This window comes from Enterobacter cloacae complex sp. IR5403 (genome assembly GCF_049238705.1).
GTDB classification, from domain to species: domain Bacteria; phylum Pseudomonadota; class Gammaproteobacteria; order Enterobacterales; family Enterobacteriaceae; genus Enterobacter; species Enterobacter hormaechei_C.
This window is the reverse complement of the sequence record NZ_JBMKHP010000012.1, coordinates 114,774-140,372: the sequence shown is the minus strand read 5'-3', so window position 1 is coordinate 140,372 and position 25,599 is coordinate 114,774. Positions and strand designations below refer to the sequence as shown.

Annotated in this window: 18 protein-coding genes; 10 read left to right on the top strand and 8 right to left on the bottom strand. The window is 56.8% G+C overall.

The window, feature by feature from the left end; translation table 11 throughout:
* Nucleotides 1-133: 133 nt before the first annotated feature.
* On the bottom strand, nt 134-1,891 hold the full coding sequence (locus ACOTW6_RS16535; protein WP_213789368.1) for a DUF4153 domain-containing protein: 1,758 nt from the start codon (nt 1,889-1,891) through the stop codon (nt 134-136).
* Nucleotides 1,892-2,267: 376 nt separating this feature from the next.
* Between ACOTW6_RS16535 and pckA the strand changes: the two genes are divergently transcribed.
* Entirely contained in the window at nt 2,268-3,884 is a 1,617-nt protein-coding gene (gene pckA / locus ACOTW6_RS16530; protein ID WP_015571439.1) for a phosphoenolpyruvate carboxykinase (ATP), read from the top strand.
* A gap of 95 nt (nt 3,885-3,979) precedes the next feature.
* Here the strand turns inward: pckA and envZ are convergent, their stop codons facing one another.
* Both envZ and ompR read right to left on the bottom strand, forming a co-directional pair.
* A complete protein-coding gene (gene envZ / locus ACOTW6_RS16525; RefSeq protein WP_003861615.1) occupies nt 3,980-5,326 on the bottom strand; it encodes a two-component system sensor histidine kinase EnvZ in 1,347 nt (448 codons plus the stop codon).
* A complete protein-coding gene (gene ompR / locus ACOTW6_RS16520) occupies nt 5,323-6,042 on the bottom strand; it encodes a two-component system response regulator OmpR (protein WP_001157751.1) in 720 nt (239 codons plus the stop codon). The genes envZ and ompR overlap by 4 nt, the downstream gene beginning before the upstream one ends.
* Before the next feature lie 228 nt (nt 6,043-6,270).
* Here ompR and greB point away from each other — a divergent pair, with 228 nt between their 5' ends.
* The 5 genes from greB (at nt 6,271) to feoC (ending at nt 12,305) form a co-directional block, all read left to right on the top strand.
* Nucleotides 6,271-6,744 (top strand): transcription elongation factor GreB, encoded by a 474-nt coding sequence (greB, locus tag ACOTW6_RS16515; RefSeq protein WP_017384149.1) that lies wholly within the window; start codon nt 6,271-6,273, stop codon nt 6,742-6,744.
* Between the two features lie 87 nt (nt 6,745-6,831).
* On the top strand, nt 6,832-9,162 hold the full coding sequence (locus ACOTW6_RS16510; protein WP_062933386.1) for a Tex family protein: 2,331 nt from the start codon (nt 6,832-6,834) through the stop codon (nt 9,160-9,162).
* 318 nt (nt 9,163-9,480) lie between these two features.
* Nucleotides 9,481-9,708, top strand: a complete 228-nt coding sequence (feoA, locus tag ACOTW6_RS16505) for a ferrous iron transporter A (RefSeq protein ID WP_003861611.1) — start codon at nt 9,481-9,483, stop codon at nt 9,706-9,708.
* 30 nt (nt 9,709-9,738) lie between these two features.
* Nucleotides 9,739-12,057 carry a Fe(2+) transporter permease subunit FeoB gene (gene feoB / locus ACOTW6_RS16500; RefSeq protein ID WP_015571442.1) on the top strand — a complete coding sequence of 773 codons (2,319 nt, stop codon included), beginning with the start codon at nt 9,739-9,741 and terminating at the stop codon, nt 12,055-12,057.
* Nucleotides 12,058-12,068: 11 nt separating this feature from the next.
* Nucleotides 12,069-12,305, top strand: coding sequence for a [Fe-S]-dependent transcriptional repressor FeoC (gene feoC / locus ACOTW6_RS16495; protein WP_039269603.1), 237 nt, complete (start codon nt 12,069-12,071; stop codon nt 12,303-12,305).
* On the opposite strand, the gene bioH is transcribed toward feoC, so the two are convergent.
* Nucleotides 12,280-13,062, bottom strand: coding sequence for a pimeloyl-ACP methyl ester esterase BioH (bioH, locus tag ACOTW6_RS16490; protein ID WP_421766267.1), 783 nt, complete (start codon nt 13,060-13,062; stop codon nt 12,280-12,282). The two genes, feoC and bioH, sit on opposite strands and share 26 nt — an antisense overlap.
* Nucleotides 13,063-13,098: 36 nt before the next feature.
* Between bioH and gntX the strand changes: the two genes are divergently transcribed.
* The 3 genes from gntX to gntT all read left to right on the top strand — a co-directional run bounded on the left by gntX (nt 13,099) and on the right by gntT (nt 16,038).
* On the top strand, nt 13,099-13,779 hold the full coding sequence (gene gntX / locus ACOTW6_RS16485; protein WP_062933369.1) for a DNA utilization protein GntX: 681 nt from the start codon (nt 13,099-13,101) through the stop codon (nt 13,777-13,779).
* Between the two features lie 61 nt (nt 13,780-13,840).
* A complete protein-coding gene (nfuA, locus tag ACOTW6_RS16480) occupies nt 13,841-14,416 on the top strand; it encodes a Fe-S biogenesis protein NfuA (protein ID WP_003861601.1) in 576 nt (191 codons plus the stop codon).
* A 305-nt stretch (nt 14,417-14,721) separates the two neighbouring features.
* The gene (gene gntT, locus ACOTW6_RS16475) at nt 14,722-16,038 is read left to right on the top strand and encodes a gluconate transporter (RefSeq protein ID WP_047728578.1); all 1,317 of its coding nucleotides are present in this window, start codon (nt 14,722-14,724) and stop codon (nt 16,036-16,038) included.
* Between the two features lie 86 nt (nt 16,039-16,124).
* Here gntT and malQ read toward each other — a convergent pair whose 3' ends face one another.
* Both malQ and malP read right to left on the bottom strand, forming a co-directional pair.
* Nucleotides 16,125-18,206 (bottom strand): 4-alpha-glucanotransferase, encoded by a 2,082-nt coding sequence (gene malQ / locus ACOTW6_RS16470; protein ID WP_062933368.1) that lies wholly within the window; start codon nt 18,204-18,206, stop codon nt 16,125-16,127.
* 9 nt (nt 18,207-18,215) lie between these two features.
* A complete protein-coding gene (malP, locus tag ACOTW6_RS16465) occupies nt 18,216-20,609 on the bottom strand; it encodes a maltodextrin phosphorylase (RefSeq protein WP_062933367.1) in 2,394 nt (797 codons plus the stop codon).
* 572 nt (nt 20,610-21,181) lie between these two features.
* Here malP and malT point away from each other — a divergent pair.
* Nucleotides 21,182-23,887, top strand: coding sequence for an HTH-type transcriptional regulator MalT (malT, locus tag ACOTW6_RS16460; protein ID WP_062933366.1), 2,706 nt, complete (start codon nt 21,182-21,184; stop codon nt 23,885-23,887).
* Between the two features lie 62 nt (nt 23,888-23,949).
* On the opposite strand, the gene ACOTW6_RS16455 is transcribed toward malT, so the two are convergent.
* Together ACOTW6_RS16455 and glpG are read right to left on the bottom strand one after the other, a co-directional pair.
* Nucleotides 23,950-24,708 (bottom strand): DeoR/GlpR family transcriptional regulator, encoded by a 759-nt coding sequence (locus ACOTW6_RS16455; protein ID WP_213789367.1) that lies wholly within the window; start codon nt 24,706-24,708, stop codon nt 23,950-23,952.
* A 16-nt stretch (nt 24,709-24,724) separates the two neighbouring features.
* Complete coding sequence (gene glpG, locus ACOTW6_RS16450) at nt 24,725-25,555, bottom strand: rhomboid family intramembrane serine protease GlpG (RefSeq protein ID WP_062933365.1); 831 nt, start codon at nt 25,553-25,555, stop codon at nt 24,725-24,727.
* Nucleotides 25,556-25,599 lie beyond the last annotated feature (44 nt).

Here is a 25,599-nt window from a genome sequence, read left to right as displayed (position 1 = left end):
TAACGCTTGCGTACTACGACCGAAAAACCCAGAGTGTGCTCCGGATAGACTGAAAAGTGTTACCTATGTTCCCGGTCTGATCTGTCACCTATGTATCCGGTCATACAGTAGCGCCACCCGGCAAGAAAAAGCACTAACGCCACTGCGCATTATTGTAACTGTCGTAGCTCATATCGACACGCTCCCCAAAAATCTCAATATCCGCCCAGGGCTTCACGACAGATTTCACTTTCCTCTGCCTTAATGCGCGGTCAAGTTCTTCTCTGGTCAATGCCTCCGGCATTTTCCACGCGTCCCCGGCGATCCTCCAGCCCGTGTTGGTTTGTGTGTAAGCCACGATCCTGCGATCGGTAAATTGAAATAGCACGGCTTCCGGCTTGCCGTCGCTGTTAAGATCCAGCGGCATGAGTAAACAGTTACTCTGGGCGCTATCGCAGCTCTCAAAGCGATACTGATTGCTGAGCATGGCTTGCCACAATGCCTTATCAGGACGAGCCATTCCCGGTGCGAGCTGGATCTGTTTTTCCAGCATCGCGGCGGTCATCTTACCTGCTCCGCCAGCGTTCCCGGAGAGAAGACCATTTATTTCACGCTGGCGTTTTGGGTTTGAGTTAAACTGTGGATCGTTTTGCAGCATTTGCATCGCCTCTCGCCCCTTTCGTCCGGTATTGCTGAGCATATACAGGCTTACCTGGTCTGCGTTTATTCTGCCATCCTGATAACGCGCCATATGGCTTTCAACGCTGATACGCCAGGGATCAAGCACCGGTGTATGGACCAACACCAGGAAAATCAGCGCCAGTAATCCGGTAGTCGGAGTGATATGAGCCTGGAGCCTTTGCGGATCCCGACGGTAAAAAAGTACGCTAAGACAGAATCCTACCGTCCAGACCAGCGCCACTATCGTAATCAGCACACCGTACAGACGCTCCGGTGACCAGCCATACTGTGCGATGCGCAGCCAGAGCGCCCAGCCCGCCAGGACGGGATACGCAGGAGCGATAATCACGGCAAGATGAATCATTCCTCGCAGGGGAGAGAAGTAAGGCAGCTTTTGACGTTGTGGGTGCCATACGACAGTCACCAGCAATAACAGCAACAACGCCAGCGTCGTCAGCAAGCCCGCAGCCGAGATCCGTGCTGAAACAGCCTCTAAGCCAACGAAGGGCAATATGCCTATAAAGAGCAGCGCCAGCGCAGCCATCAGTGGAAGCAAACCTGTCGCGATAAGCGTAAGGAGATTTTGCAATGCCAGAATCAGCCGAACCTGCATACGCGCAAGTACTGCCGCGCTGGCTGAAACCACGCCAATCGCCACTGAAATAAACCAGTCAGAATTAAAGAAAAGCCGATCAAAAAAAGAGATGCCAATGAGTTTAAAAAGCTCAGTCCAGAGGAAAAGCACCAGCCAGAACAGCCCATTCGAGACAAAAACAAGAAGAAATGTCAGCGCGTTATGCCAGTTTTTATCGTTGAAATCGCGGTAGAAAGCGTCCGTCGGTGCGGTCTCAAGGCGTCGCTGAAGCCATGGCAACAGGAGAAGCGTCATCAGGAGCAGATGAAAACCGAAAAGGAGCACCGCATTTCTGGTATCCCAGTTGTCCAGCCCCGCAACGCTCCACTTAAGCCAGCCGCCCATCCCCGCGACTGCCGCGCCAATCATCCCGAGTGACAGCCACAAAAATGGCTTTCTGAATGACGTCATGGCAAGCGACAATGTGGTTGTCATTACCACGGTGGCAGGTACTACACACATCAGCCACAGCGTATCCGATGGCAATTTTGCGTACTCGATATACCACGTAATTACATAGCAAATTACGCCCTGTAGAGCCCCCGCCAGCACGACGGCTACGCGCGTTGAAGGGGATAACGTCTCACGGTTTTCCATTTCTCATCCCTTGTTCATGAAAAATCTATTGTCTCATCAAAGCAAAACTCTGGCCCCCACCTCAAACTCTGAAAATAGCTGACCCAAGAGACCTGAATCGTTTTCCCAATGTAACCCTTACGTAATTTTCTTACATGTATGCGATTACATTCACATTCCTCTGGATAAATTCACCAGAGATTAACCTTTTAAGAACATTTTCCCCATCCAAAAAGCGATTCCTGCGATAATCTGCCCGCCCTGTGACTGGAGTCGCAGCGTTTTCCGTTAGTAAGGGTTTTGACCAGATACGTAAATCTATGAGCCCCGTCGCGGTTAACATCCCCAGAAAAACCCTACAATTTCAGGCAGTACATATTGGCTAAGGAGCAGTGATATGCGTGTTAATGGTTTAACCCCGCAAGATCTCAAGGCTTATGGTATTCACGACGTCCAGGAAGTGGTCTACAACCCCGATTACGATACGCTGTATCAGGAAGAGCTCAATCCGGCACTGGAAGGATACGAGCGCGGTGTGTTGACGAACCTGGGTGCTATCGCCGTCGATACGGGTATTTTTACCGGTCGTTCGCCGAAAGATAAGTATATCGTCCGAGACGACACCACCCGCGATACGCTGTGGTGGGCTGATAAGGGCAAAGGGAAGAACGATAACAAACCGCTCTCCCCGGAAACCTGGCAGCATCTGAAAGGACTTGTCACCCATCAGCTTTCCGGCAAACGTCTGTTTATTATTGATGCATTCTGCGGCGCTAACGCCGACACCCGTCTCTCCGTACGGTTTATCACCGAAGTGGCCTGGCAGGCGCATTTCGTGAAGAACATGTTCATTCGTCCGACCGATGAAGAACTGCAAGACTTCACCCCTGACTTTATCGTGATGAACGGCGCGAAATGCACCAACCCGCAGTGGAAAGAGCAGGGTCTGAACTCCGAAAACTTTATCGCCTTCAACCTGACCGAGCGTATCCAGCTGATCGGCGGTACCTGGTACGGCGGCGAAATGAAGAAAGGGATGTTCTCGGTCATGAACTACCTGCTGCCGCTGCGCGGTATCGCCTCCATGCACTGCTCGGCGAACGTCGGGGAAAAAGGCGATGTAGCAGTGTTCTTCGGCCTTTCCGGCACCGGTAAAACAACGCTGTCCACCGATCCAAAACGTCGTCTGATTGGCGACGATGAACACGGCTGGGATGATGACGGCGTGTTTAACTTTGAAGGCGGCTGCTACGCGAAGACCATTCGCCTGTCGGAAGAGGCAGAGCCGGATATCTACCACGCGATTCGCCGCGATGCGCTTCTGGAAAACGTCACCGTGCGTGCCGATGGCTCTATCGACTTCGACGATGCCTCGAAAACGGAAAACACCCGCGTCTCTTACCCGATCTACCACATCGAGAACATCGTCAAGCCGGTGTCGAAGGCGGGTCATGCCACGAAGGTGATTTTCCTGACCGCGGATGCGTTCGGCGTGCTGCCACCGGTTTCCCGCCTGACCGCCAGCCAGACGCAGTACCATTTCCTCTCCGGCTTTACCGCTAAACTGGCGGGTACCGAGCGCGGTGTGACCGAGCCAACCCCAACCTTCTCCGCCTGCTTCGGCGCGGCGTTCCTGTCGCTGCACCCAACGCAGTACGCGGAAGTGCTGGTGAAACGCATGCAGGCATCCGGCGCACAGGCGTACCTGGTGAACACCGGCTGGAACGGTACGGGCAAACGTATCTCCATCAAAGATACGCGCGCCATCATCGACGCGATTCTGGATGGTTCGCTGGATAACGCCGAGACCTTTACGCTGCCGATGTTCGATCTGGCGATCCCAACAGCGCTGCCTGGCGTGGATACGCGTATCCTGGATCCGCGTAACACCTACGGTTCACCGGAACAGTGGCGTGAGAAGGCTGAATCGCTGGCGAAACTGTTTATCGAAAACTTCGAGAAGTATACCGACACACCGGCCGGTGCTGCGCTGGTGAGTGCGGGACCAAGGTAAAAGCAAAAAGGCAACGAAAGTTGCCTTTTTTAATGTTTTCTCCCTCTCCCTGTGGGAGAGGGCCGGGGTGAGGGCATCAGGCCCCACCCTTTTTTCTAACTCTCTTTCACCTGCCCCCGTAAAACCGGCACCGGTAACCACGCACGAATGCTCAAACCGCCCCGCTCGCTGGTGCCAATTTCCAGCAGTCCGTTATGGTTATCAACAATACGCTGCACAATCGCCAGGCCTAAGCCGGTTCCGCTGGTGCTGCGCGCGCTGTCGCCGCGCACAAATGGCTGGAACAGGTGCTTACGCTGCTCAGGCTTGATGCCCGGACCATCGTCTTCCACCTGGAACCAGGCGCGGTTGAGTTCCGTACCGCTGCTGACTTTGATCCAGCCGTTGCCGTAGCGCGCCGCGTTAACCACCATATTCGCCACCGCGCGTTTAATGGAGAGCGGGTGCATACGTACCTGAATCTCGCCTGCCTGAAGGTCGGTCGCAATTTCACGTTCGTAGCCGCTTTCGGCGGCAACCACTTCGCCCAGAACCGCGTTCAGATCCGCCATCTCCATCGGCATCTCCTGCCCGGTGCGCAGGTAGTCGATAAACTGCTCGATGATAGCGTTACACTCTTCGATATCCTTGTTGATGGACTCTGCAAGATAACCATCCTGCTCGCCCATCATCTCTGTTGCCAGCCGGATACGCGTCAGCGGGGTGCGAAGGTCATGGCTGACCCCTGCCATCAGCAGCGTACGGTCGTCCGCCAGCTGTTTAACGCCTGCCGCCATGTGGTTAAACGCACGCGTTACCGAGCGCACTTCCGATGCGCCATACTCGCGCAGCGGCGGTGGGATAATACCTTTACCGACCTGCAATGCCGCATGCTCCAGGTCGACCAGCGGTCGGTTCTGGATACGAATAAACAGCCATGCGCCGCCGATGGCCAGCAGCATGATCGCCAGGGTGTATCGGAACAGCGGCGAGAAGTCGCCCTGATGAATCTCGGTGAGCGGAACACGCACCCAAATGTTGGGTGACAGCCAGGTTTTCAGCCAGACAACCGGCGAGCTTTTATTGACCTCAACGCGCACTTCCGTCGGGCCGCCAAGCTGCTGCGCCATCTGCTGACTGAGGAATTCATAGTGCTGCGCCCAGCGCAGGCCGGCATCTTCCGCCGCTTCGTTCGAGTAGAGAGAAATGCCCAGCTCACGGTAGATTTCCCGACGGAACGCCGGGGGAACAACCAACTGCGTGCCGTCCTCCAGTTGCAGTTTGTCGGTCATCAGCATACGCACTTCGTATGCCAGCACCTTATTAAACTGCTGAAGGCTCGGCAGGATTGCAAAGTTCAGCACCACCAGGTAGGTTGTCACCAGGCTGACGAATAGCAGGGTGACGATCAATAACAGCGTGCGGGCAAACGAACTTCGCGGCGAGAAGCGCATTCGCCTCATGCTTTAGAGCCGTCCGGGACAAACACGTAGCCCAGACCCCACACGGTCTGAATATAACGAGGATGCGCCGGATCTTCTTCCACCATACGGCGCAGACGAGAGATCTGCACGTCGATAGAACGCTCCATCGCGGAGTATTCACGACCACGCGCCAGGTTCATCAGCTTGTCACGGGAGAGCGGCTCACGCGGGTGGCTGACCAGCGCTTTCAGCACTGCGAACTCGCCGCTGGTGAGCGGCATTGGCTCATCTTCACGGAACATCTCACGGGTGCCGAGGTTCAGCTTGAACTTACCGAATGCAATGACGGCCTCTTCCTGAGACGGCGCGCCCGGCAGTTCGTTCGCCTGACGACGCAGCACGGCGCGAATACGCGCCAGCAGTTCACGCGGGTTAAACGGCTTTGGAATGTAGTCATCAGCGCCAATCTCAAGGCCGACGATACGGTCAACTTCTTCACCCTTCGCCGTCACCATGATGATCGGCATCGGGTTGCTCTGGCTGCGCAGACGGCGGCAAATAGAGAGCCCGTCTTCGCCAGGCAGCATCAGGTCCAACACCATCAGGTGGAAAGATTCACGCGTCAGCAGACGATCCATCTGTTCCGCGTTCGCGACGCTACGAACCTGGAAGCCCTGCTCGGTCAGATAACGTTCCAGCAGCGCACGCAGGCGCATGTCGTCATCTACGACCAGAATTTTGTAGTTCTCTTGCATTGTGTGTACTCCCAAAGGTTCGGATAAGCCTGGAACAGCGTATTCTAAAAAAGTGCACGGGTTCGACCAGCAAATTCTGGTATAAATTCTAGACGAAATTGTTACAAAGCATATTTAACAGCAGCTTATCTGTTCATTTCATCACATAAATCATTATTAATCTTGTCTGTTACACTGTGCGCTACGTATTGTGCGCAAAGACAGTTAACCGGCATTAAAGGCTGCACCATGAAAACGCCTCTGATCACCCGTGAAGGGTACGAGAAACTCAAAAAAGAGATGGATTACCTGTGGCGCGAAGAGCGTCCGGAAGTGACCAAGAAAGTCACCTGGGCAGCAAGCCTGGGCGACCGCAGCGAGAATGCGGACTACCAGTACAATAAAAAGCGGCTGCGAGAAATCGATCGCCGGGTACGCTACCTGACGAAGTGCCTCGAGAATCTCAAAATTGTCGATTACTCCCCGCAGCAGGAAGGTAAAGTGTTCTTCGGCGCGTGGGTCGAAATTGAAAACGACAGCGGCGACACCCTGCGTTTTCGTATCGTCGGCTACGATGAAATTTTCGGTCGTAAGGATTACATTTCTATCGATTCACCCATGGCCCGCGCCCTGCTAAAAAAAGAGGTGGGCGATTTAGCCGTTGTCCAGACGCCCGCAGGTGAAGCAAGCTGGTACGTCAACGAAATCGAGTATGTTAAATAGTCCGAGAGCGCCCTCCCCGGCTGGCATTTTTTAGTGTCAGCCCGTATAACTATCCCCCTGATTTTCGATCCACAAGATGAACTGACCATGATGAAAGAGTCGCTCTGCCGCATTATTGCGGGTGAACTTCAGGCCAGAGCCGAACAGGTAGAAGCTGCCGTTCGCCTGCTTGATGAAGGGAACACCGTGCCGTTTATTGCACGTTATCGTAAGGAAGTCACCGGCGGTCTGGATGACACGCAGCTGCGAAACCTGGAGACCCGTCTGGGCTATCTGCGCGAGCTGGAAGACCGACGTCAGGCGATCCTCAAATCTATCGGCGAGCAGGGCAAGCTGACCAGTGACCTGGAAAAAGCCATTAACGGTACCCTGAGTAAAACCGAACTCGAAGACCTCTATCTGCCGTACAAACCGAAGCGCCGCACGCGCGGGCAGATTGCGATCGAAGCCGGCCTTGAGCCACTGGCCGATCTGCTGTGGAACGAGCCGTCCCACGATCCGGAAACCGAAGCCGCCAAATTTATCGACGCCGATAAAGGCGTAGCGGACACCAAAGCCGCGCTGGACGGCGCGCGCTATATTCTGATGGAGCGCTTCGCCGAAGACGCGGCGCTGTTGGCCAAAGTGCGTGATTACCTGTGGAAGAACGCGCATATCGTCTCCACCGTGGTGTCCGGCAAAGAGGAAGAAGGCGCGAAATTCCGCGACTACTTCGATCACCACGAACCCATTTCTACCGCGCCGTCTCACCGCGCGCTGGCGATGTTCCGCGGCCGTAACGAAGGCGTGCTGCAACTCTCCCTGAATGCCGATCCGCAGTTTGACGAGCCGCCAAAAGAGAGTCACTGCGAGCAGATCATTATCGACCATCTCGGTCTGCGCCTGAACAACGCCCCGGCGGACAGCTGGCGCAAAGGCGTGGTGAGCTGGACCTGGCGCATCAAGGTGCTGATGCACCTCGAAACCGAGCTGATGGGCACCGTGCGCGAGCGCGCCGAAGACGAAGCGATCAATGTCTTCGCCCGTAACCTGCACGACCTGCTGATGGCGGCGCCAGCTGGCCTGCGCGCCACCATGGGTCTCGATCCGGGTCTGCGTACCGGCGTGAAGGTGGCCGTGGTTGACGGCACCGGCAAGCTTGTCGCCACCGACACTATTTACCCGCACACCGGTCAGGCAGCGAAAGCGGCTGTCGTCGTCGCCGCGCTGTGCGAGAAGTACAACGTGGAGCTGGTTGCCATCGGTAACGGTACGGCGTCCCGCGAAACCGAACGTTTCTATCTCGACGTGCAGAAGCAGTTCCCGAAAGTGACGGCGCAGAAAGTGATCGTCAGCGAAGCGGGGGCATCGGTCTACTCCGCCTCTGAGCTGGCAGCGCAGGAGTTCCCGGATCTGGACGTTTCCCTGCGCGGCGCGGTCTCTATCGCCCGTCGTTTGCAGGATCCGCTGGCGGAGCTGGTGAAGATTGACCCGAAATCCATCGGCGTGGGCCAGTATCAGCACGACGTCAGCCAGACGCAGCTGGCGCGCAAGCTGGATGCGGTGGTGGAAGACTGCGTTAACGCCGTCGGCGTGGACCTGAACACCGCTTCCGTGCCTCTGCTGACTCGCGTGGCGGGCCTGACCCGTATGATGGCGCAGAATATCGTCGCCTGGCGTGATGAGAACGGTCAGTTCCAGAACCGCCAGCAGCTGCTGAAGGTGAGCCGTCTGGGGCCGAAAGCATTTGAACAGTGCGCGGGCTTCCTGCGCATCAACCACGGCGATAACCCGCTGGATGCCTCTACCGTTCACCCGGAAGCCTATCCGGTTGTCGAGCGTATCCTGGCCGCCACCCGGCAGGCGCTGAAAGACCTGATGGGCGACAGCAGCGCGCTGCGTAACCTGAAAGCGGTGGATTTCACCGACGAACAGTTCGGCGTGCCGACGGTCACTGACATCATCAAAGAGCTGGAAAAACCGGGCCGCGATCCGCGTCCTGAGTTTAAAACCGCAACCTTTGCTGACGGCGTGGAAACCATGAACGACCTGCTGCCGGGCATGGTGCTGGAAGGGGCGGTAACCAACGTCACCAACTTTGGCGCGTTTGTGGATATCGGCGTGCATCAGGACGGTCTGGTGCATATCTCTTCCCTCGCCGACAAGTTCGTTGAAGATCCGCACACCGTGGTCAAAGCGGGCGACATCGTGAAGGTGAAAGTGCTGGAAGTGGATCTCCAGCGCAAGCGTATCGCCCTGACCATGCGTCTGGACGAGCAGCCGGGCGACACTAACGCGCGCCGTGGCGGTAATGGCGGAGGCCGTGAACAGCAGCGTCCGGCAGCGAAAGCCGCGAAGCCACGCGGACGTGACGCTCAGCCAGCAGGCAACAGCGCGATGATGGATGCGCTGGCAGCGGCGATGGGTAAGAAACGCTAATGCTGTAAATGCCCGGTGGCGCGACGCTTACCGGGCCTACGGTTTTGTAGGCCGGGCAAACGCAGTGCCGCCCGGCAAGCAGGCCGCAGGGAATTAAATAAATATGTTGTATCCATATTTAAACCACGAATTATCACCTCATTAACAAATAGCCTTCTTTTTATTTTCACCTCAATTTCGCAAATATTGAGCAAGGTCAAGCAGACCGCAAATTAATACGATTAACAACATCCCGTCACATTTTTATTATTGCTGATAAAAACTATTCTCATTATCATCGCAGTGTAGATTATTTAACCTCTCGTGGAATCAGGCGCTATGCAATTCACTCCAGACAGTGCGTGGAAAATTATCGGTTTTACCCGTGAGATAAGCCCGGCCTATCGGCAGAAGCTCCTGTCACTGGGCATGCTACCCGGCTCATCGTTCCAGGTGGTGCGCGTTGCGCCGTTGGGCGATCCTGTTCATATCGAAACCCGACGCGTTAATCTGGTTCTGCGTAAAAAAGATCTCGCATTAATTGAAGTTGAATCTTTATCCCGTTAACAAGCCAGCGGTTTCAGTGAGTCTACTACAATGAAAAAATTAACTATTGGCTTAATTGGCAATCCTAATTCCGGCAAGACAACCTTATTTAATCAGTTAACCGGCGCACGCCAGCGTGTGGGAAATTGGGCAGGCGTGACGGTTGAACGCAAAGAAGGCCAGTTCACCACGACAGATAATCAGGTCACGCTGGTTGATTTACCGGGGACCTATTCACTCACCACGATTTCATCCCAGACCTCTCTCGATGAGCAAATTGCCTGCCACTATATTCTGAGCGGCGACGCGGATCTCCTCATCAACGTGGTGGATGCCTCCAACCTCGAACGAAATCTGTATCTCACGTTACAGCTGCTGGAGCTGGGTATTCCCTGCATCGTGGCGCTTAACATGCTCGACATCGCGGAGAAGCAAAAGCTGCGCATCGACGTCGATGCCCTCTCCGCCCGTCTGGGCTGCCCGGTGGTTCCGCTGGTTTCTACCCGCGCGCGCGGCATTGACGCCCTGAAGCTGGCGATTGACCGCCACACGGGCAATGCCGACGTCGAACTGGTGCACTATGCCCAGCCGCTGCTGCGCGAAGCCGGGCAGCTGGCGCAGGAGATGGACAACAGCATGCCCGCCAGACAACGTCTGTGGCTTGGCCTGCAAATGCTGGAAGGCGATATCTACAGCCGCGCCTACGCAGGCGATGCGGCGGATAAGCTGGACGTCGCACAGGCTCGCCTGAGCGACGAGCTGGACGATCCCGCTCTGCACATTGCGGATGCGCGCTATCAGGCCATCGCCGCTATCTGTGATGTGGTCAGCAATGCATTAACCGCTGAACCCAGCCGCTTCACCGCCGCCGTGGATAAGATTGTGCTCAACCGCTTCCTTGGTTTGCCGATCTTTTTACTGGTGATGTACGTGATGTTCCTGCTCGCCATTAACATCGGCGGTGCATTACAACCTATCTTTGATGGCGGCTCTGTCGCTATCTTCGTGCACGGTATTCAGTGGCTGGGCTACACCCTCCACTTCCCGGAATGGCTCACCATCTTCCTCGCACAGGGGATCGGCGGCGGGATCAATACCGTTCTGCCGCTGGTGCCGCAGATCGGCATGATGTACCTGTTCCTCTCCTTCCTTGAGGATTCCGGTTACATGGCGCGCGCCGCCTTCGTGATGGACCGCCTGATGCAGGCGCTGGGGCTGCCGGGCAAATCCTTCGTGCCGCTGATTGTCGGCTTTGGCTGTAACGTGCCGTCGGTGATGGGCGCACGCACGCTGGATGCACCGCGTGAACGTCTGATGACCATTATGATGGCGCCGTTCATGTCCTGCGGCGCGCGGCTGGCGATCTTCGCGGTCTTTGCCGCGGCGTTCTTTGGTCAGGAAGGGGCGCTGGCCGTCTTCTCCCTGTATGTGCTGGGTATCGTGATGGCTATTCTCACCGGCCTGATGCTGAAGCACACCATCATGCGTGGCGAAGCGTCGCCGTTCGTGATGGAACTGCCGGTTTATCACGTTCCGCATCTGAAAAGCCTGATTATTCAGACATGGCAGCGCCTGAAGGGTTTCGTTCTGCGCGCCGGTAAGGTGATTGTGGTGGTCAGCATTTTCCTGAGCGCCCTGAACAGCTTCACCCTGAGCGGCCAGGCTGCGGACAACATTAATGACTCTGCCCTGGCCTCCGTCAGCCGGATCATTACGCCGGTCTTCAAACCGATTGGCGTTCAGGAAGACAACTGGCAGGCAACCGTGGGACTGTTCACCGGCGCGATGGCAAAAGAGGTGGTTGTCGGCACCCTGAACACGCTTTACACCGCGGAAAACATCCAGGAAGAGGAGTTTAATCCGGCAGCGTTCAACCTCGGCGATGAACTGCTTGGCGCGGTGGAAGAGACCTGGCAGAGCCTGAAAGACACCTTCAGCCTGAGCGTACTGGCGAACCCGATTGAAGCCAGCAAAGGCGACGGCGAAATGGCGACCGGAGCAATGGGCGTGATGGGCCAGAAATTTGGCAGCGCGTCAGCGGCCTACAGCTACCTGATCTTCGTCCTGCTCTATATTCCGTGCATCTCGGTCATGGGCGCCATTGCCCGTGAGTCCAGCCGCGGCTGGATGGGCTTCTCCATCCTGTGGGGGCTGAACATTGCCTACTCGCTGGCGACCGTGTTTTATCAGGCCGTCAATTACAGCCAGCATCCGCGCTACAGCCTGGTCTGTATCCTCGCGGTGATCCTGTTTAACGTAATGGTGATTGGCCTGCTGCGCCGGGCGCGTAGCCGCGTTGACGTTAACCTGCTGGCAACGCGCAAAACCCCGACGACCTGCTGTAGCAGCCCTGCGGGCGACTGTCACTGAGGGGAAGAAAGATGGCATCGTTGATTCAGATTCGTGACTTACTGGCGTTACAGGGACGAATGGAGGCGAAGCAGCTTAGCCTCAGCCTGCATACGCCGCAGCCGATGATCGATGCCATGCTGGAAAGGCTGGAGGCGATGGGGAAAGCCGTGCGCATTCAGGAAGAGCCGGACGGTTGTCTGTCCGGCAGTTGTAAGAGTTGTCCTGAAGGTAAAGCCTGTCTCAGGGAGTGGTGGACGCTTCGCTGATAAAACCGGACAGCGCCGAACAAAACTCAGCAGGATGAGAGATGAACGGCGCATGTGCCGCTTTGGCAACCACCATTGATTTACTCTCCGGCCACAGCGCATCCATCAGCGGAACCACCTTGCGCGGAACCAGTCCATCCAGATAGCCATAAATACGCAGATGCGGCACCGTTAACGACGCCAGCGGCTCGCGCAGATCGACCGTTTTCAGGATCTCCAGCCCTCCATTCAACACCTCAACCTCCGGCATCGGCAGAGAAAGCACCGTCTGCTTCAGCGTCCGCGCATCCTGACGGGCGGTTTCTGTTCCCATCGTCTGTAATGCCAGGAAACGCTCCACCGTCCGCTGGAAGTCTTCGCTCAGCTGATGCTGGAACCCGGCCAGTACCTCCGGTTTGATGCCCGGCCACGCCTCGCGGGCGCTGAAACAGGGTGATGAGGCAACGGTGATCAGCGCCTGGACCCGCTCAGGATGGCGCAGCGCAATCTGGCTTGCCACCAGCCCGCCCAGGCTCCAGCCGAGCCAGACGGCTTTTTGCGGCGCGGCATCCAGAACCTGCTCCGCCATGTCGTCAAGCGTCATCGCGCCGTAGCCGCGGCTGCGGCCATAGCCCGGTAGATCCACCAGGTGTACCGTGAATTGCGAGGCCAGTTCCTCACTTATGCAACGCCACACTTCGGCGTTCAGTCCCCATCCGTGCAGCAGCACAAGATGACAATTTCCCGTCCCAACGGTCTGCCACCACAGCGTCTTCATCAGTTAACGTTCTCTTTTTTCACATGGAGGTTGCGTATGCTAACAGTGCCCGGCTTGTGCTGGCTATGCCGAATGCCACTTGCGATGAGCGCGTGGGGCGTCTGTTCCGTTTGCACGCGAGCGCTGGGTTACCTGAAGGGCTGTCCGCAATGCGGCTTGCCTGCCGTAAGCCAGACGCTCCCCTGCGGCCGATGCCTGAAAAAAGCGCCGCCGTGGAGCGCGCTGGTGGCGGTGGATGATTACGTTTTGCCGCTGAGTCGTCTGGTTCATCAGTTTAAGTTTTCCAGCCAGACTGCACTGGCGCAGCCCCTGGCACGTCTGTTATTACTGGCGGTGTTGCAGGCGCGAAGAACGCGCGGGCTGCCGCCGGTCGACACGCTCGTGAACGTGCCACTGTTTCAGCGTCGGCACTGGCGGCGGGGATACAATCAGAGCGACCTGCTGTGCCGTCCGCTCGCCCACTGGCTGGGTTGCCGGTACCCCGCCTCTGCGCTGAAACGTACTCATGCCACTGCCGTTCAGCACCGGCTTAACGCCCGGTCGCGCAAAAGGAACCTGAAAAACGCCTTTCACCTTGAATTGCCGGTCAACGGCCTCCATATCGCGATTGTGGATGATGTCGTCACCACGGGCAGTACCGTGGCTGAACTTTCCCGACTGCTTTTGCAAAGCGGCGCCGCGTCAGTTCAGGTATGGTGTCTGTGCCGTACCTTGTAGCCCTTCTTCAATGGGCGTATGATTATACCCAGGTAATTTAGTCAACTATTAGGCCAAAGCTATGATCCGTATTTCCGATTCTGCACAAGCGCACTTTGCCAAACTGCTGGCAAATCAGGAAGAAGGGACGCAGATCCGCGTGTTTGTGATCAATCCAGGCACTCCGAATGCAGAATGTGGTGTCTCTTATTGTCCTCCGGATGCTGTGGAAGCAACTGACACTGCCCTTAAATTTGAACAGCTCACCGCGTACGTTGATGAGCTGAGCGCGCCGTATCTTGAAGATGCGGAGATTGATTTCGTCACTGACCAGCTGGGTTCTCAGCTGACGCTGAAGGCACCAAACGCCAAGATGCGTAAAGTCTCCGACGATGCCCCGCTGATGGAGCGTGTGGAATATCTGCTGCAATCGCAGATCAACCCGCAGCTGGCCGGCCACGGGGGACGTGTTTCCCTGATGGAAATCACCGAAGATGGTCTGGCGATCCTGCAATTCGGCGGCGGCTGTAACGGCTGCTCCATGGTTGATGTAACCCTGAAAGAAGGGATCGAGAAGCAGCTGCTGAACGAATTCCCGGAACTGAAAGGCGTGCGCGATCTGACCGAGCACCAGCGCGGCGAGCACTCCTACTACTGATTCAGTACCCGTCTGTATTGCCCGGTGGCGCTGCGCTTACCGGGCCTACTTTTTCTTGCCTCCCCCTCTATATGTTGACCTGCGTCTCATAATTCAAATTTTGCCACCTTGGGTGATTCTCAATCACGTCATGTTACCCGTATCATTCCCATGGGCACTCAACACCCTTATAACAGCCGACTAAACTTAACGTTTTCGCAGGCATCAGTATGAGTGCCGTTAACACTCTGTTCCCAGTTGGGACAACCGGAATTTGTCGTTGAAACAATGACGTTACCCATAACAATTCAAAGGCCAGGTCAATCATGCCATTAGTCATCGTCGCTATCGGTGTTGTGTTATTACTGCTCTTGATGATCCGCTTCAAAATGAACGGATTTATCGCTCTGGTTCTGGTGGCACTTGCAGTCGGTCTGATGCAGGGAATGCCGCTGGTTAAAGTTATCAGCTCCATTAAAGCCGGTGTCGGCGGTACGCTCGGCAGCCTGGCGCTGATCATGGGCTTCGGCGCCATGCTCGGTAAAATGCTCGCGGACTGCGGTGGCGCACAGCGTATTGCCACCACGCTGATCGACAAATTTGGTAAGAAGAACATTCAATGGGCGGTGGTGTTAACCGGTTTTACCGTCGGTTTCGCGCTGTTCTATGAAGTGGGCTTCGTGCTGATGCTGCCGCTGGTGTTCACCATCGCCGCTGCCGCCAACATCCCGCTGCTGTTCGTGGGTGTGCCGATGGCTGCGGCGCTGTCCGTGACCCACGGCTTCCTGCCGCCGCACCCGGGCCCAACGGCTATCGCCACCATCTTCCACGCCGATATGGGTAAAACCCTGCTGTTCGGTACGATTCTGGCGATCCCGACGGTGATTCTGGCAGGCCCGGTGTACGCCCGCTTCCTGAAAGGCATTGATAAGCCTATCCCGGAAGGGCTGTACAGCGCCAAAACCTTTACTGAAGAAGAGATGCCAGGCTTTGGCGTCAGCGTCTGGACCTCACTGGTACCGGTGATCCTGATGGCGATGCGTGCCATAGCAGAGATGGTTCTGCCGAAAGGTCACGCGTTCCTGTCCGTTGCGGAGTTCCTGGGCGACCCGGTGATGGCAACGCTGATTGCGGTCCTGATCGCCATGTTCACCTTCGGTCTTAACCGTGGTCGTTCCATGGATCAGATCAACGACACGCTGACCTCTTCCATCAAAATCATTGCCATGATGCTGCTGATCATCGGCGGTGGCGGCGCGTTCAAGCAGGTGCTGGTCGACAGCGGCGTGGATAAATACATCGCGGCCATGATGCATGAAACCAACGTCTCCCCTCTGCTGATGGCGTGGTCTATCGCCGCGGTGCTGCGTATTGCGCTGGGCTCTGCGACCGTTGCGGCGATTACCGCAGGCGGTATCGTTGCGCCGCTGATTGCGACCACGGGCGTAAGCCCTGAGCTGATGGTTATTGCGGTCGGTTCCGGTAGCGTGATTTTCTCCCACGTGAACGATCCGGGCTTCTGGCTGTTCAAGGAGTACTTCAACCTGACCATCGGTGAAACCATCAAGTCCTGGTCCGCGCTGGAAACCATCATTTCGGTGTGCGGTCTGATCGGGGTGCTGCTGTTGAATATGGTGGTTTGATGTAAAAAAGCCGGGTGGCGCTGACGCTTACCCGGCCTACATTCTATTCCCTCTCCCTCTGGGAGAGGGTTAGGGTGAGGGTGAAACTACCGCTTCTTACCCACCGCTTTTCGCCGCTTGTCCAAATCCTTAATCAACCTGTTCACCCCGTCATCGGCGAACATCGCTTCAAGCGTTGTGGACAGCTTGCGACGCCAGTTTTTGTACTGATAGCTGGTGCCGGGGATGTTTACCGGCTCCGCCATATCAATCCAGTCTTCCGGTTGCAGACCGAGCAACGCGCTGTTGCTGTCGGCAATATAGCGCTGTAAGCCACGGTTAAGCGTTGGCGTCATCGACATCAGCGACGCCTTATGCCCGGCGCGCTTCGGCAGACAGCCATGCTTATGCAGCGCATCCAGCAGCCCCTGCTTCGCCAGCTCGCGATCCTGATACAGCCCACGCAGAACCTCTTCATCCGGGTAGAGACCCAGCGTTTTGCCGAGCGTCAGGTCGCCGCTTTCCCAGTAGCCTCTGAGCGTAGGAAGATCATGCGTCGTCGCGACTGCCATTGACTGTTCAGGGTACGCTTTCGGCGCGCGGAAGGTTTTCTCATGGTCGTTTTCAAAATAGAGCACTTTGTAGGAGTAAACCCCGCTGTCGCGGAGCTTGCTGACAATTTCCACCGGCACGGTACCGAGATCTTCGCCAATCACCATGCACTGATGACGTTTACTCTCCAGCGCGAGGATTGAGAGCAGGTCGTCCACCGGATACTGCACGTACGCCCCGTGGTCAGCCGTTTCACCGTACGGGATCCACCACAGGCGCAGCACGGACATCACGTGGTCGATACGCAACGCGCCGCAGTTCTGCATGTTAGCGCGCAGCAGGTCGATAAACGGCTCGTAGGCACGCGCCGTCATCACGTGCGGATCCATCGGCGGTAAGCCCCAGTTCTGACCGAGCGGGCCCAGAATATCCGGCGGCGCCCCCACAGAAGCTTTCAGGCAGTAAAGCTCACGGTCACACCAGGTTTCCGCCCCGCCTTCCGCCACGCCGACGGCCAGATCGCGATACAACCCGATCGGCATGTTATAGCCCTGGCTCACCTGCCAGCAGGCGGCAAACTGGCTGTACGCCAGCCACTGCAACCAGAGATAGAAATCCACCTCGTCGGCATGCGTCTCACAGAACGCCTTCACTTCCGGGGTATCCACGGACTGATACGCTTCCGGCCACACCGGCCAGCCCCAGCGCATCTCGTCCTCCTGAACCTGATACGCATGCAGCGCATCAAACGCCGCCTGCCAGTAAAGGCTCTCACCTTCCTGCATCACAAACTGGCGGAAGGCTGCCATCTGCTCGTCGTCGCGTTTCGCAAAGCCTTTCCACGCCAGACGCAAAGCCGCCATTTTCAGCGCGGTCACGGAGGCATAATCCACCCAGTCCGCATCGCGGGCCTGTTTCAGCAACTGTTGCGTGGTCTCAAGCTTCCACCACGCCTGAGCCTCTTTGCTGTTTTTGAAATCGTCTAACGCGTTAACGTCGATATAAATCACGTTCAGCCAGCGACGGGACGACGGGCTGTACGGGCTGGCGCTTTCCGGGTTGGCCGGATAGAGCGCGTGGATCGGGTTGAGGCCGATAAATGCCCCGCCGCGCTCACCAACAGATGCCAGCATCTTTTTCAGATCGCCGAAATCGCCGATTCCCCAGTTGCTGTCCGAGCGCAGGGTGTAGAGCTGCACGCAGGCGCCCCACAGCTTTTTGCCTTCCAGCAGCGCCTGCGGCTCATAGCAGCGCTTTGGCGCCACGATCACCCGGCAGTGAAAACGCTGGTCGTCCCGGGTGAGCGTAAGCGTGTGGTAGCCCTCCGGCAGCTTCGCCGGAAGGTTGAGGGTTTTGCCGCCGGTGGCATGGCCTTTGTGCTGATGCCCCTCTTCGGTGGTGAGCAGCCAGCTGAACTCGCCGCGCCCTTCCACCGCCAGCGGCATCTTTTTGCCCGCGGTAAAGACCTTCACGTTCGGCACCGGCGCACCCGACGCTTTCGCGTCGGTTTTGTGCATGGCATCCAGCAAACGTCTTTTGGTGTCCGCACCAATAGACTGCGGTTTGCCGTGCGCATTGATGTAACTGAGGCTAATTCCCGCCGCCTGCGCGGCACTGTCCAGACGTTTACTCTCCATCGCGCTTCCTTAGCGTTTTGCCTGCCAGATACGAGCCTGATAATCACGGATTGAGCGGTCAGAGCTGAACATACCGCAGCGCGCGGTGTTCAGGATACACGCGCGGGTCCAGGCATCCTGGTCGCGATACAGCACGTCGACCTGCTTCTGCGCTTCAACATAAGCAGAGAAGTCAGCCATCACCAGGTACGGGTCGCCGCCCTGTTTGTCCATGCTGTGCAGCATCTGGTCAAACGCGTGCTTGTCGCCGTCGCTGTACTTCCCGCTTTCCAGCTCTTTGAGCACCGCATCCAGCACTTTGTCTTTTTTACGCCATTTCACCGGGTCATACCCTTTGGCTTTGATGGCTTTCACTTCTTCAACAGTATGGCCGAAGATAAAGATGTTCTCTTCGCCGACCTTCTCGGCGATTTCGACGTTCGCACCGTCCAGCGTGCCGACGGTCAGCGCGCCGTTCAGGGCCAGCTTCATGTTGCCGGTACCGGACGCTTCTTTACCGGCGGTAGAGATCTGCTCGGAAATATCCGCCGCCGGGATCAGCATTTCAGCCGCAGAGACGCAGTAGTCCGGCAGGAACACCACCTTCAGCTTGTCGCCCACTTTCGGATCGTTGTTAATCGCCGCCGCCACTTTATTAATGGCAAGGATAATGTTTTTCGCCAGGTAGTAGCCCGGCGCCGCTTTCGCACCGAACAGGAACACGCGCGGGACGCGGTCAGCCTGCGGGTTCTCGCGGATCTCTTTGTACAGCGCCAGAATGTGCAGCAGGTTCAGGTGCTGACGTTTGTACTCGTGCAGACGTTTGATCTGGATATCGAAAATCGCATTCGGGTTGATCTCAATTCCGGTGCGCATTTTCACGAACTCAGCCAGACGAACCTTGTTCTCCAGCTTAATGGCGCGGTACTGCTCGCGGAACTTCGCGTCGTCAGCCTGTTTTTCCAGGTTGATCAGCTGGTCCAGGTCGTTGGCCCACTCTTTCTTCAGGGTCTTGTCCAGCAGGCCGGCCAGCAGCGGGTTGCACTGCTTGATCCAGCGACGCGGCGTGATGCCGTTGGTCACGTTATGGAATTTGGTCGGCCACAGCTGGTGGTATTCCGGGAAGAGATCTTTCACCACCAGATCCGAGTGCAGCGCGGCAACGCCGTTCACCGCAAAGCCGCTGACCACGCACATGTTCGCCATGCGCACCTGTTTGTCGTGTACCACGGCCAGCTTCGCCCAGACGGCTTTGTCGCCCGGCCAGGTTTTCTCCACCAGCGTTTTGAACTGGTCGTTAATCTTATTGATGATCTGCATATGGCGCGGCAGCAGCGTTTTCACCAGCTTCTCATCCCAGCACTCCAGCGCTTCCGGCATCAGGGTGTGGTTGGTGTAGGCGAAGGTGCGGCTGGTGATGGCCCAGGCGTCATCCCAGCTCAGCTGATGCTCGTCGATCAGCACGCGCAGCAGTTCCGGGATGGCAATGGTCGGGTGCGTGTCGTTAAGCTGAATCACTTCGAAGTCCGGCAGCTGTGCCAGCTTGCGGCCCGCCAGGTGATGGCGACGCAGAATGTCCGCCACGGAGCAGGCGCACTGGAAGTACTGCTGCATCAGACGCAGTTTTTTACCCGCCAGATGGTTGTCGTTCGGGTAGAGGACTTTGGTCAGCTTCTCGGCATCGATCCCCTGCTGCTCGGCGCGCAGGAAATCACCGTCGTTGAATTTGGTCAGGTTAAACGGATGCGCGTGCTTCGCCTGCCACAGACGCAGCGGCTGCGCCACGCCGTTACGGTAGCCGAGTACCGGCAGATCCCAGGCTTCACCGGTAATGGTGAACGCCGGTTCCCAGAGTCCCTGCTTCGTGACTTTCCCGCCAATCCCGACCTGCACATCCAGCTGCGCGTTGTGGCGGAACCACGGATAGGTATTGCGGTGCCAGTCGTCCGGCGCTTCCATCTGATGGCCGTCGGCAAATGACTGACGGAACAGGCCATACTGATAGTTCAGGCCATAGCCAATTGCCGACTGACCCACGGTTGCCATGGAATCCAGGAAGCAGGCTGCCAGACGTCCCAGACCGCCATTACCCAGCGCCGGGTCAATCTCTTCTTCCAGCAGATCGGTCAGGTTGATGTCGTGTTCTTTCAGCACGTCACCGACGTCCTGATACCAGCCAAGGTTCAGCAGATTGTTGCCCGTCAGACGACCAATCAGGAACTCCATCGAAATGTAGTTGACGTGACGCTGGCCTTTCACAGGCTTCGCCACAGGCTGAGCGTCCAGCTGCTCTGCGAGCGCCCCGCTCACCGCCTGCCACCACTGGTGAGGCGTCATCTCGTTTGCAGCATGAAGGCCAAAACGCTGCCACTGACGCGTCAGGGCAGCCTGAAATTGAGCTTTGTTGAAAGTAGGCTGTGACATAGGGAATCGGCATCCTGTAGAGAGAAAACACATTTGGCGCTAGTGTGCCTGGCTCATTGCGCCTCTTCCTCCTCCTGTCGGGGATTAGGCAGGGAGGAGTAGCGGGGATGAGCATAAAAGTGTGATCGAGGCCACTGTGTAAGTGTGCGCTTCGCGGAAAAAGCGATCCCGGAAGAGCGTCAAAGAAATGAAATGCAGTTTCGGAGGAAAGTTATCATCGCTGAAATGATTACTTACGTAGAATAATATTTCCGCGCGTCGGGATTATTCAGCACCACTATTAAGCCCATGCAACTTTCCCTGAAGTTAATTAACTTCAGCGTCATTATCTCTTTCTGAAACCAGTTTCAGCGCAACCGCGCCTTATGCAGGCAAGCCAGAAGCAGCGCGGCATCCAGCCAATTACGGAAAGTTCCATCAGTGATGAGAATGTTTTGTGACAGAGTGCAAATTCAGAGCCTCCAAACCCAGACATAACTTGCAATAGTTCCTCTATTGGCCGAACTTATAGATATTAATTACGAAGCGCAAAAAAAATAAATTCTCTCGTTCCCCACAGTGAAGTGAAAACTATGTTGATTCCGTCCAAATTAAGTCGCCCGGTTCGTCTTGACCATACTGTGGTCCGCGAGCGCCTGCTGGCTAAACTTTCCGGTGCGCATAATTTCCGACTGGCGCTGGTTACGAGTCCTGCGGGTTATGGAAAAACAACGCTCATTTCGCAATGGGCGGCAGGTAAAAACGATCTTGGCTGGTACTCCCTGGATGAAGGTGATAACCAGCAGGAGCGTTTTGCCAGCTATTTAATTGCCGCGATTCAGCAGGCAACCAACGGACACTGCGTCACCAGCGAAGTGATGGTGCAGAAGCGCCAGTACGCCAGCCTGTCCTCTCTTTTCTCCCAGCTGTTTATCGAGCTGGCCGAATGGCATCGCCCGCTGTATGTGGTGATTGATGATTATCATCTGATCACCAACCCGGTTATTCACGAGTCCATGCGTTTCTTCCTGCGCCATCAGCCGGAAAACCTGACGCTGGTTGTCCTGTCGCGTAACCTTCCGCAGTTGGGCATTGCCAACCTGCGCGTGCGCGATCAGTTGCTGGAAATCGGCAGTCAGCAGCTGGCCTTTACCCATCAGGAAGCGAAGCAGTTCTTTGACTGCCGCCTGACGTCTCCGATTGAGGCGTCGGAAAGCAGCCGCCTGTGCGATGACGTTGCCGGCTGGGCCACGGCGCTTCAGCTGATTGCCCTCTCCGCGCGGCAAAACAACAGCCCGACGCATCAGTCCGCACGCCGCCTGGCGGGCATCAACGCCAGCCACCTGTCGGATTATCTGGTGGATGAAGTACTCGACAGCGTTGACCTCTCCACCCGCCATTTCCTGCTGAAAAGCTCCCTGCTGCGTTCCATGAACGATGCGCTGATTGTGCGCGTCACCGGCATTGAAAACGGGCAGCTTCAGCTCGAAGAGATTGAACGTCAGGGTCTGTTCCTGACGCGCATGGACGATCACGGCGAATGGTTTAGCTACCATCCGCTGTTTGGCAGCTTCCTGCGTCAGCGTTGCCAGTGGGAACTGGCCGCAGAGCTGCCTGACATTCACCGCGCCGCCGCCGAAAGCTGGATGGCGCAAGGTTTTCCGAGTGAGGCTATCCACCATGCGCTGGCCGCCGGGGATGCCGGTATGCTGCGCGATATTCTGCTCAACCACGCGTGGGGACTGTTCAACCACAGCGAACTGACGCTGCTGGAAGAGTCGTTAAAAGCGCTGCCGTGGGAAAGCCTGCTGGAGAACCCGCGTCTGGTGCTGCTCCAGGCCTGGCTGATGCAGAGCCAGCATCGCTACAGCGAAGTGAACACCCTGCTGGCGCGCGCCGAGCAGGAGATGGAAAGCGAGATGGATACCACCCTGCATGGCGAATTTAACGCCCTGCGTGCGCAGGTGGCGATTAACGACGGTGACCCTGATGAAGCCGAACGGCTGGCGATGGTCGCGCTGGATGAGCTGCCGCTGGCGAATTTTTACAGCCGTATTGTCGCCACCTCGGTACACGGCGAAGTGCTGCACTGTAAGGGCGATCTCACGCGTTCGCTTTCACTCATGCAGCAAACCGAACAGATGGCGCGCCGCCACGATGTCTGGCATTACGCCCTGTGGAGCCTGATCCAGCAAAGCGAGATTTTATTTGCTCAGGGGTTCCTGCAAGCCGCCTGGGAAAACCAGGAGAAAGCGTTCCAGCTGATCCGTGAACAGCATCTGGAACAGCTGCCGATGCACGAGTTCCTGTTGCGTATTCGCGCTCAGCTGCTGTGGGCATGGTCGCGTCTGGATGAAGCGGAAAGCTGCGCCCGCCAGGGTCTGAATGTCCTTTCGAGCTTCCAGCCGCAGCAGCAGCTCCAGTGTCTGGCTCTGCTGGTGCAGTGCTCGCTGGCGCGCGGCGACCTGGATAATGCCCGCAACCACCTTAACCGCCTGGAAAACCTGCTCGGCAACGGGCAGTACCATAGCGATTGGGTATCCAACGCCGATAAGGTCCGGGTGATTTACTGGCAGATGACCGGCGATAAAAAGTCCGCCGCCAACTGGCTGCGTCATACGCCTAAACCGGAATTTGCCAATAACCACTTCCTGCAAAGCCAGTGGCGTAATATTGCCCGCGTGCAGATCCTGCTGGGTGACTTTGAGCCTGCCGAGATCGTGCTGGAAGAGTTAAACGAAAACGCCCGCAGCCTGCGCCTGATGAGCGATTTAAACCGCAACCTGCTGCTGTTAAACCAGCTTTACTGGCAGGCGGGACGTAAAAACGATGCCCAGCGCGTACTGCTGGAGGCGTTACAGCTGGCGAACCGCACCGGGTTTATCAGCCACTTTGTGATTGAGGGTGAAGTGATGGCCCAGCAGCTGCGCCAGCTGATTCAGCTCAACACGCTGCCGGAACTCGATCAGCATCGCGCCCAGCGCATTCTGCGCGAGATCAACCAGCACCACCGCCACAAGTTTGCGCACTTCGATGAGAACTTTGTTGAACGTCTGCTGAACCATCCGGAAGTGCCGGAGCTTATCCGCACCAGCCCGCTCACCCAGCGTGAATGGCAGGTGCTGGGGCTGATCTATTCAGGCTACAGCAACGAGCAGATTGCCGGTGAGCTGGCGGTGGCGGCGACCACCATCAAAACGCACATTCGCAATCTGTATCAGAAGCTGGGCGTGGCGCACCGTCAGGATGCGGTGCAGCATGCGCAGCAGCTGTTGAAGATGATGGGATATGGAGTGTAGATCCTCTGCGGTCTGATGCCCTCACCTCGGCCCTCTCCCACAGGGAGAGGGAGAATGGCTTCTCAACATAACTCTAACTGCAAATTGTTATCCTTAATCACCTGCATCACGCCCGCAGGCGGCATCACGTCGGTGTAGACCGCATCCACCATGCTGATGCTGCCCATGTTCACCATCGCGTTACGACCAAACTTAGAGTGATCCACCACCAGCATTACGTGGCGCGAGTTCTCAATGATCGCGCGCTTGGTGCGCACTTCGTGGTAATCAAACTCCAGCAGCGAGCCGTCGGTGTCGATGCCGCTGATCCCCAGAATGCCGAAGTCGAGGCGGAACTGAGAGATAAAATCGAGCGTCGCTTCGCCGATGATACCCCCGTCGCGGCTGCGCAGTTCGCCGCCCGCGAGGATGATGCGGAAATCCTCTTTCTGCATCAACGTGTTGGCCACGTTCAGGTTGTTGGTCACCACGCGCAGGTTCTCGTGGTTCAGCAGCGCATGGGCGACCGCTTCCGGGGTGGTGCCGATATCAATAAACAGCGTCGCGCCGTTCGGGATCTGGCTCGCCACTTTACGGGCGATACGCTCTTTCTCTGCCGTTTGCGTCGCCTTACGGTCATGCCATGAGGTGTTCACCGAGCTGGACGGCAGCGCGGCGCCGCCGTGGTGACGCAGAATACGGTTCTGATCGGCCAGGTCGTTGAGGTCACGACGGATGGTTTGCGGGCTGACGGCAAACTGCTCCACCAGCTCTTCAGTACTGACGTATCCCTGTTTTTTTACCAGTTCGATAATGGCGTCATGACGTTGTGTTTGTTTCATCAAATGTCCCTGGGAATTATGTTCGTTTTCGCGCATGGAGCGTATCGGCCAGCGCCATCGCCAGCCCGACCGCCAGGCCGGTAACGTGCGCACCATTGGCGATAGACATACCAAACAGATCAAACCATCCGGCAATAAGCCATATTAACGCAAAGGTTATTAATCCACGTTGTAAATAGATGCCGCTATCCGGGTCGCGCTCGCCTCTGAGCCAGGCGTAACCCATCAATGCGTACACCACGCCGGATAACCCGCCAAACCACGGACCGCTGAATTTATGCTGCACGTAGCCGCTTAACAGGGCGCTGATAAGGGTGATCACAATCAGCTTGCCGCTGCCGAGCCGCTTCTCCACCGCCCCGCCGAGATACCACCACCACAGCAGGTTAAAGAGGATATGCATCACCGAGAAGTGCATCAGCGCATGCGTGAAGTAGCGCCAGACATCAAATTGCAGGGAGGGATCGTAGGGCCATGCGAGGGCAATCATCACGCTCTGGTCGCCCACCACGCTCATAATAATGAAGACGGTGATGCAGGCTGCCATCAAAAGCAGCGTAAACGGTCCTGCGCGCTCGCGGAGGGTGGCGAGAAACGGAAAACGTTGATAGTGCAGGCCACTGCCGGTCTGGCCGGATTGCCAGCTTGCCGCCAGATAACGCGGGTCGCCCGGGTTTTCCAGAAAACGCGCCAGCTCGTCATTCACGCGGCTGGCCTGGCTTTCGTCTGCCAGCCAGACATCCGTCTGTGTATGCTGCTGAATAGTCAGGATAATGCCCTGCGTCGCCATATAGTCGACAAACGCCTGGGCGACGCGCGGGTTGCTAAAAGAGGTGATCATCAACATGGGCAGCGGTCGCTTATTTCCACACAAAAGGGGACAGTATAGCG